This window comes from Actinotalea sp. (genome assembly GCF_041597215.1).
GTDB lineage: Bacteria > Actinomycetota > Actinomycetes > Actinomycetales > Cellulomonadaceae > Actinotalea.
On sequence record NZ_JBFHHB010000138.1, the window covers coordinates 1 to 8,512 of the forward strand.

Here is an 8,512-nt window from a genome sequence, read left to right on the forward strand (position 1 = left end):
GCCGGGCCGGCCGACGGCCGCGCCGGCGACCAGACCGACGGCGACGGCCGGGCCCTCGAGCAAGGAGATCGGGGCCCCGCGGTGGTTGGTCCTGGTCCACCGGGGGTCGGCCCCGCCGAGGAGGGCGTCGAGGCCTGCCCTGGCCGCACGAGTGCCGACCGCGGCCACGAGCCCCGAGCGCACGACCGCTCCCCAGGAGGCGGATCCGTGCCGGCCGCCCGTCCTGCGCCTGGCGGCGCCCATCCTCGTCCTCAGCCTTCGGGGGCGGGCGAGGTCGCGTCGCCCGCGGCGTCCGTGGGCTGCGGGACGGCAGGGACCCGCTCGAGCGGCAGGAGCACCACCCGTCCTGGCATGGCAGCCGTCGCCAGCTCTCCGACGCCGTAGTGGCCGACGGTCCCGTCGACCGTGGCCGACAGCGCCATCGGGACCGAGACCTGGCCGGCGAATCGCTGGACGTTGTCGATCGTGGCGATCGAGGCGGCGAGGTCGGAGGACGAGCGCAGGCTGGTCAGCACACCGGGCTCGCTCACGACGCCGCCGGCCACCACGACACCGGCGCTGCGCTCCTGCGCGGACCGGGCGATGAGCGTCACGGCGTCGATCTCCTCCGCGGTGACCTCCTGCGCGGCCGGGACATCGGCCGTGGTCGCCTCCGGAGCGGCCGTGGTGTCCTCGGTCGTCTCGGACACGGTCCCCGTGGTCTCGGCGTCCGTGTCCTCGGCGGTGACCGGTCCGGTCAGCACGACGACGGCGTCAGCGGCCGTCGAGACGGTGCCGTCGATGGTGATCAGCCCGGCGTCCCCCGACATGAGGTCGAGCAGCACCCCTGCGTTCTCCGAGATGGCGGCGAGATCGGTCGGATCCGCTGTCGTCAGCGCCTGGACCAACGCCTCGGCGAGCTCGACGGCCGTTCCGGCATCGGCGGCAGGGCGGGGGTCGAGGTAGCCGACGAGCGTGCTCGCGAGCGTCCCTCGGAAGGCCGTGCGCGCGGGGTCGGTCCACTCGGAGGTGACGGCGACCCGTGCGCTCACGGATGCCCCTGAGGCGGTGAGCTGGGCGAGGACGCCGTCGGCGACGGACTGGTCCACCGCACCGATCTGCACGACCGCCACCCGATACCCGGGAAGGATGCCGTCGACGAGGTCCGGGGCGACGGCGGCGAATGCCTCCTGCTCGTCCTGCAGCGACCCCGTGGCCTGCTCGAGCTCGACGCGCAGCTCGTCCTTCTCCGCGCGCAGCTGGTCGACCTGCCCCGTCAGGGTGTCCCCGATCGACTCCTTCAGGGGGCCGGCACCGAGAGCGATCCCGACGGCGAGGGCGAGGAACACCGAGATCAGGGAGACGATGTGGTACCGGAAGTCGATCACTGTGAGTTCTCTCGGTTCGAGGCGGTGGGCATCATGTGCCGCCGCCGACGAGCGTGTGCAGGGTGGACCAGAGGTCGTCGAAGCCGGCCCCGATCAGGCCGAAGAGCGTCTGACCGGCGGTGGTGGAGGCCAGCGCCACGACGAGGGCGAGGAGCCCCGCCAGGACGAGCCAGGCGAGCTGCCAGTTCGAGATCCGCTGGCGGTACAGGCGCGAGACGCCCTTGGCGTCGATGAGCTTCCCGCCGACCCGCAGCCGCGTGAGGAAGGTGCTCGCCATCCCGGAGCGGCCCTTGTCGAGGAACTCGACAAGGGTCGCGTGCGTGCCGACCGCGACGATCAGCTCTGCGCCCTTGTCGTCCGCGAGGAGCATGGCCACGTCCTCGCTCGTCCCGGTCGCGGGGAAGGCGACGTGCCGGACCCCGAGCTTCTCGACGCGTTCGACACCGGGGGCCCTGCCGTCACGGTAGGCGTGCACGACGATCTCCGCGCCGCAGGTGAGCGAACGGTCCGAGACCGAGTCCATGTCACCGACGATCAGGTCGGGCTTCCAGCCTGCCTCGAGGATCGCGTCGGCTCCCCCGTCGACGCCGATGAGCACCGGCCGGTACTCCTTGATGTACGGGCGCAGCGCGACGAGGTCTTCCTTGTAGTGGTAGCCGCGCACCACGATGAGGACCTGGCGCCCCTCGATCACGGTCTCGATGTCCGGCACCCCGACGCCGTCGAGCAGGAGCTCACGCTCGCGCCGCAGGTAGTCCATCGTGTTGGCCGCGAAGGACTCGAGCTGGACGGCGAGTCCCTCGCGTGCGGCCGCCATCGCCTCGGCGACCGTCCCCTCGTCCTGCAGGACACCCTCGGCCACGAGCCGGTCCCGCTCGAAGACGGCCGAGCCGACCACCCGGACGGTGTGTCCCTCGACCAGGGTGAGGACGTCGGGGCCGAGGTCGTCCAGCAGCGGGATGCCTGCGGAGACCAGGATGTCGGGGCCGAGGTTCGGGTACCGGCCGGAGGTCGAACGCGCGGCGTTGAGCACGGCTGCCGGGGCACACGCCAGCAGCGCCTCGGCCGAGACCCGGTCGAGGTCGAGGTGGTCGATGACAGCGATCTCACCCGGACGCAGTCGCTTCGTCAGGCTCTTGGTGCGGGGGTCGACACGGACCACGCCGTGCACCCCAGGTTCCTGGGGCGGGGCGGGAGTCTTGCGCAGGCTCAGTCTCATCGGGGCCTATCGTCCCACGACGGAGCGCTCCAGGAGCTCAGCCGCGTGCTGGAGTGCCGTGTCGGTGACCCGCCCGCTCAGCATCCGGGCGAGCTCCGCGACCCGGTCGGCACCGGTGACGGCGCGCACGTCGGACGCCGTGACGACCTCTGCCCCCTCCTGCTGGGACTTGCGCACGACGAGGTGGTGGTCGGCGTAGGCGGCGACCTGCGGGAGGTGCGTGACGACGACCACCTGGGCCTGCTGTGCCAGCTCGGCCAGGCGCCTGCCGACCTCGACGGCTGCCCGCCCGCCCACACCGGCGTCGACCTCGTCGAAGACGAACGTCGCCGGGCGGGAGGCCCCGGAACCGGGGGCGGTCGCCAGGGCAACCTCCAACGCCAGCATCACGCGGGAGAGCTCTCCGCCCGAGGCCCCGACGCCGAGCGGGCGTGCGGTGGCTCCCGCGTGCGGGACCAGGAGCATGGCGACGTCCTCCGCCCCCCACGGGCCCCGCTCGCTCAGCGCGTCGACGCGTACCTCGAGCCTCGCGTCGGGCATGGCGAGCCCGGAGAGCTCCTCGCTCACGGCGTCCGCGAGCCGCTCCGCCGCCACGGTGCGGCTCGCGGTGAGGCGGGCGCCGAGCTCGGCGAGCGATGCCTCGAGCCGCGCGATCGCTGACTCGAGCTCCTCGGCCCCCTCGGCCGTGTCGATCCTGGCCAGACGCAGTCCCGCCTGCGACGCCCAGTCCAGCACCTCGTCGACGGTGCCGCCGTGGCTCCGCGCCAGCATCGTGAGCTCGGCCCGGCGCCGGTGGATCTCCTCGAGCCGTGCCGGGTCGGCCTCGAGGTCCTGCCCGTAGCGGGCGAGCTCGGCCGCGAGGTCCTCGAGCAGGTATCCGACCTCGGCCGCGCGGGTGGCGAGCGAGGCGAGCTGGGCGTCGTGCCCGCCGACGCTCTCCAGGGCACGACGAGCCTGCTCGACCACGGGGGCGGCACCGGGCGTGTCCATCCCGGAGGTCCCGACGATCATCCGGTGGGCGAGTGCAGCGGCCTCGGCCAGGTCCTCCGCGTGCCCGAGCCGCTCGGCCTCGGCGGCGAGCTCGGTGTCCTCACCGGGGCGGGGATCGACCCGCTCGACCTCGGCGAGCCCCGCGCGGAGCAGCTCGGCCTCGCGGCGCCGGTCCTCGACGTGCGCGAGGAGGTCCTCACGGTCGGCCTTCGCCTGCTGGAGTGCGGCCCAGGTCTCGCGGTAGGCCGCGAGCTCGCCCAGGTGCGCCGGCCCGGCGAAGCCGTCGAGGGCCTCGCGCTGGCGCCGTGGCGAGCGCAGCCGCGTCTGGTCCTGCTGCCCGTGCACCGTGACGAGCTGGTCGGCGATCTCCACCAGGACCGCGGCGGGGACCCCCCGACCGCCGAGGAAGGCCCGTGACCGTCCCGCTGCCGCGACCGTCCGCATCGCCAGCAAGGTGCCGTCCTCGTCCACGACGGCACCTGCCTCGCGCGCCCGCTCGGCCACCGCCGATGACGGGTCCACGACGAAGCAGCCCTCGGCGGTCGCCCGCTCGGCCCCGGCACGCACCAGGGCAGCATCGGCCTTCCCCCCGAGGATGAGGGCGAGACCGGTCAGCACCATCGTCTTCCCGGCCCCGGTCTCCCCCGTGATCGCGGTCAGGCCCTGCCCGAGCGGGACGCGGGCCGAGACGATCACGCCGACGTCGTCGATCCGCAGCTCCTCGATCACGCCGGGCCGCCCTCGTCCCGGCCCGCCTCGGACCACGAGCCCCACGGCCGGGCGTCCTCGGCGTCGTCGGCCGCACGACCCCGCCAGCCCGTCACGGGCAGGTCGAACCGGGACACGAGTCGGTCGGCGAAGGGAGCCCTGCCGAGGCGGGCGAGCCGGACGGGGACGGCACCCCGTCGCACCTCGATCCGGCTCCCCGCAGGGACGTCGTGCTTGCGCCGTCCGTCACAGGTCAGCACGGCGTCGCTCGACGAGCGCGCCAGGACCTCGACGGCCAGCACGGAGCTCGGTCCCACGACGAGGGGCCGAGCGAACAGCGCGTGCGCGGACAGCGGGACCATGAGCATCGCGTCCACGTCCGGCCACACGACGGGCCCGCCTGCGGAGAACGCGTGCGCGGTCGATCCGGTGGAGGTCGACATCACGACACCGTCGCAGCCGAAGGACGACAGCGGCCGTGCGTCGACCTCGAGCACGACCTCGACCATGCGGCTGCGGTCCGCCTTCTCCACGGTCGCCTCGTTCAGTGCCCAGTCGTGGACGGGAGGCAGGCCAGGGCGGAGGATGCGGACGTCGACGGTGCCGCGCTCCTCGACCTCGTAGTCACGGGCCGCGACCCGCCGCACGACCTCCTCGACCTGCTCACGCTCGCTCTCGGCGAGGAAGCCCACATGCCCGAGGTTGATGCCCAGCACGGGCACCTCCGTTCCCCGGGTCAGCTCCGCGGCGCGCAGGATCGTGCCGTCACCGCCGAGCACGATGACCATCTCGCAGCCGTCCAGCCCATGGTGCGCGTCCTCGCGCACGGGTCGGATACCGGCCTCGGTCAGCGCCCTGACGACGACCTCGCTCGCCCGGACGGCCTCCTGCCGCCCGAGGTGGGTGACCACCAGTACCGATCGAGTCACGCGAGCCTCCTCGGGACGCCGCGGTGCGGGGGTCGCACCAGGCATGCACGGTCCTCGTGCACGGCCGCGGCGACCGCGGCCTCCAGACGACCGGTCAGGTCGACGGGTAGCGGGGCACCGGCGGGCTCGCGCAGCCACAGGAAGTACTCGTGGTTGCCGGCCGGACCGGGCAGGGGGCTCGGGACCACGGCGTGCACCACGAACCGCCGCGCAGCGGCGGTCGCCACCGCGAGCACCGCCTCGGCGCGTGCGGTGGCCGAGGTGACGACACCGTCGTTCCCGAGCCGCGTGCGCCCGACCTCGAACTGCGGCTTGACCAGCACGAACAGCTCGCCGCCCTGCTCGACCACCTCGCCGAGCACCGGCAGGACGAGGGTGAGCGAGATGAACGACAGGTCGCCGACGACGACCGAGGGCCGGGGTCCGAGGTCGGAGACGGTCAGGTCACGCACGTTGAGCCCCTCGACCGAGGTCACGCGGGGGTCCTCGGCGATCGGCTGGGCGAGCTGACCGTGCCCGACGTCGACAGCGACCACATGGGCGGCGCCGCGGCCGAGGAGCACCTCGGTGAAGCCGCCGGTCGACGCACCGACGTCGAGGCACCTGGCACCCGCGACGGGCAGCGCCGAACCGTCGAGGCGCTCCGCGAGGTCGAGGGCGCCGGCCAGCTTGTGACCGCCGCGGGAGACGTAGTCGACGTCCGGACCGTCCACCACGAGCTCGTCCGCCGGCCCGACGGGGAGCGAGGGCTTGAGCGCTGCCTCGCCACGGACACGCACGTGACCGGCGGCGATCAGCTCCGCCGCGCGCGTGCGGGAGCGGACCAGCCCTCGGCGCACCAGGGCGCGATCGAGTCGTTCGCTCGTCACTCGAGATGCTCGTTCAGGCGATCGGCCAGGGCGGCGTGGACCGCCTCGAAGGCTGCGACGTGCTCCCGCACCGGGATCGCTGCGAGTCCGTCGAGCGTGGTCAGTGCCTCGTCGACAGCGGCGTCGCCCGTGCTCGGCCGCTCGGCTCGCTCCTGCTCCACGTTGTCTCCCCGTCCTCCCGTGCACGCGTGCCGACTGCTGTCGCGATCACGCCGACACCACGCTACCCGTCGTCGAGGGCCCCTTCGTGCTGTCCACCACTCGTGCGGGAGCCCGACCTCAGCCCTCGTCGACGTGCAGGGTCGGTACCGTGCCCGGATCGACGGGCTGACCGCGATCGGCCGCCTCCCATGCGGCGGAGCACGCGGCCCGGACGAGGTCGAGCGACCCAGCGGGACCGTCGAGCTCGAGCACCCCGGCGCTGACCCTCGCCCGCGCCCGACCGCAGCGCCACCACCCGTCGACCGGCTCGGGTGCCCGATGGGCGACGAGCAGACTGCGCAGGTCGGCGCCGAGGTACGACGGCCGATGCTCCGGCGGCGCGAGCACCGCGTCGCGGGCGTCGGACACGCCGGTCAGCACGTGCAGCCCGGGGTAGTCCGCGGCCCGCGCGCCTCCCAGGTCGGTGTCCAGGCGATCCCCGACGACGAGCGGCCGTGCCGCACCCCGTCGCTCGACCGCGAGGTGGTACAGCGTGGGCTCCGGCTTGCCTGCGCTCACCGGCTCCACCCCGGTCGCGGCACGCACGACCCCGACCAGCGCGCCGTTGCCGGGCGCGAAGCCGTGCTCGTTCGGGAGGGTGAGGTCGAGGTTGCTCGCCACGAACCAGGCGCCCCGCTGGACGGCGTAGGACGCCTCCGCGAGCTGGCGCCAGCCGATGTCGGGCGCGAACCCCTGCACGACCGCGGCGGGGTCGTCGTCGGCAGAGGCGACCACGACGAGGCCGACCGCCTTCACCGCGGTGACCAGCCCGGCTCCGCCCACCACGAGCACCTTCGAGCCCGGCTCGAGCCGACCGGCCAGGACGGCGGCCGCCGCCTGGGCAGCGGTCATCACGTCGCCCGGCTCGCTGGGGATGTCGAGTCCGCACAGCTGGGCGGAGACGGACTCGGGTTCCCTCGACGCGTTGTTCGTCACGAACACGACGTCCATCCCGGCCGTGCGTGCGCCGGCCAGGCCCTCGGCAGCGTGCTCGATGGGGTCCTTGCCGCGGTAGGCCACGCCGTCGAGATCGACGAGCGCGAGGTCGTACTCCTCGGCAAGGGGTGCGTCAGTGCTCAGCAGCATCGGGACCTCCGGTCGGGCTCGTAGCATCCTCGCTCACCGGAGCGTCCTCCTCCTCGGTGAGATCGACCACGACGATCTCCTCGTCGACATCGGGGAGCGTGGCGCGGAGAGCGTTCGCCTCCTCGGTGCGTCCGAGCGCGTCGAGCACGTCGGCACGCACGCCGGCCACCCGCTCGGCGAGCTCGCCCGTCGCGCCCAGCACGACCGGGGCCTGCAGCACCATCATCGCGGCATCGGGCTGTTCCAGGTCGAGCCGTGCCCCGGCGACGACCAGCGCGAGCTCGACGGCGCTCTCGGTCGAGAGCTCGCCGGCACCGTCCTCCAGTGCGAGGGCAAGGGCCCGCTCGGGACGCCCGAGCCCCCGTTCGCAGTCCGCCATGATGGCGAGGTGCTCCGAGGAGCCGTTGAGCCGACGTACGGTACGCAGCTCGCGCAGCGCCTCGGCGAACCGCCCCGTCCGGTAGGCGGTGAGCCCTGCGGCCTCCCGCACGACGTCGACGCGGCCCGCCCGACGGACGGCCGCCTGGGCGTGCTCGTAGGCGAGCTCCGGCTCCTCGTCGACGAGTCGGCCCGCCATCACCAGGTGCCGGGCGACGCCGTCGGCGTTCTCCTTGCTGAGAGTCCGCAGTCGGCCACGCGCGACCCGATCCAGGTCGGATGCCACGACGTCCTCCGGCACGAACGGCGCGCGCGTCCGGTCTCCCGACTCCGGCCGGTCCGTACCGCTCCGCGCCGGGCCCGACCGGGCCGGTCCCGCGGGCCGGCCCGAGGACCCTGCGCCGGCGCCGCGAGGCGCGCCACGCCGTTCCGGGGCACGCCCCGAACGCGCCTGGCCGGAGCCACGCTCGTCGCTTCGCCCCTGGTACCCGCCGGACCGTGGCGCAGCACCACGGGGTGCACCACCACGCTCGCCACCGCGCGGAGCGGCACCACGCGGAGCAGCACCACGGTCACCACCGCGCGGAGCGGCACCACGATCGGCACGCGGGGCACCGTCGCCCCCACCGGCTCCGGAACCACGGGGGTCCGAGGCACGGCCCTGGCCGGCTCCCGAGCGCTCGCTCGCGGGGCGTCCGGAACGCTCACCGCGCTCCGCGGACCGGCCACGGTCCGACGACCCGGAGGGCTGCCCGGACGCTCGCC

At 74.2% G+C, this 8,512-nt stretch carries 8 protein-coding genes and 1 pseudogene; all 9 read right to left on the reverse strand.

The window, feature by feature from the left end:
* A pseudogene (locus ABWK99_RS10510) lies at positions 1-243 on the reverse strand (hypothetical protein); the annotation flags it as partial.
* An 8-nt stretch (positions 244-251) separates the two neighbouring features.
* Positions 252-1,367 (reverse strand): copper transporter, encoded by a 1,116-nt coding sequence (locus ABWK99_RS10515; protein WP_372594655.1) that lies wholly within the window; start codon positions 1,365-1,367, stop codon positions 252-254.
* 31 nt (positions 1,368-1,398) lie between these two features.
* The gene (steA, locus tag ABWK99_RS10520) at positions 1,399-2,586 is read right to left on the reverse strand and encodes a putative cytokinetic ring protein SteA (protein WP_372594656.1); all 1,188 of its coding nucleotides are present in this window, start codon (positions 2,584-2,586) and stop codon (positions 1,399-1,401) included.
* Positions 2,587-2,592: 6 nt separating this feature from the next.
* Positions 2,593-4,305: a DNA repair protein RecN gene (gene recN / locus ABWK99_RS10525; protein ID WP_372594657.1), complete on the reverse strand. Its 1,713-nt coding sequence runs from the start codon at positions 4,303-4,305 to the stop codon at positions 2,593-2,595.
* Positions 4,302-5,213: an NAD kinase gene (locus ABWK99_RS10530; RefSeq protein WP_372594658.1), complete on the reverse strand. Its 912-nt coding sequence runs from the start codon at positions 5,211-5,213 to the stop codon at positions 4,302-4,304. The genes recN and ABWK99_RS10530 overlap by 4 nt, the downstream gene beginning before the upstream one ends.
* Positions 5,210-6,082 carry a TlyA family RNA methyltransferase gene (locus tag ABWK99_RS10535; protein WP_372594659.1) on the reverse strand — a complete coding sequence of 291 codons (873 nt, stop codon included), beginning with the start codon at positions 6,080-6,082 and terminating at the stop codon, positions 5,210-5,212. The genes ABWK99_RS10530 and ABWK99_RS10535 overlap by 4 nt, the downstream gene beginning before the upstream one ends.
* On the reverse strand, positions 6,079-6,243 hold the full coding sequence (locus ABWK99_RS10540; protein WP_372594660.1) for a hypothetical protein: 165 nt from the start codon (positions 6,241-6,243) through the stop codon (positions 6,079-6,081). The genes ABWK99_RS10535 and ABWK99_RS10540 overlap by 4 nt, the downstream gene beginning before the upstream one ends.
* Positions 6,244-6,361: 118 nt before the next feature.
* Positions 6,362-7,369 (reverse strand): HAD hydrolase-like protein, encoded by a 1,008-nt coding sequence (locus ABWK99_RS10545; RefSeq protein WP_372594661.1) that lies wholly within the window; start codon positions 7,367-7,369, stop codon positions 6,362-6,364.
* Positions 7,353-8,033: a hypothetical protein gene (locus ABWK99_RS10550; protein WP_372594662.1), complete on the reverse strand. Its 681-nt coding sequence runs from the start codon at positions 8,031-8,033 to the stop codon at positions 7,353-7,355. Before ABWK99_RS10550 ends, ABWK99_RS10545 begins: the two co-directional genes overlap by 17 nt.
* Between the last annotated feature and the right edge of the window lie 479 nt (positions 8,034-8,512).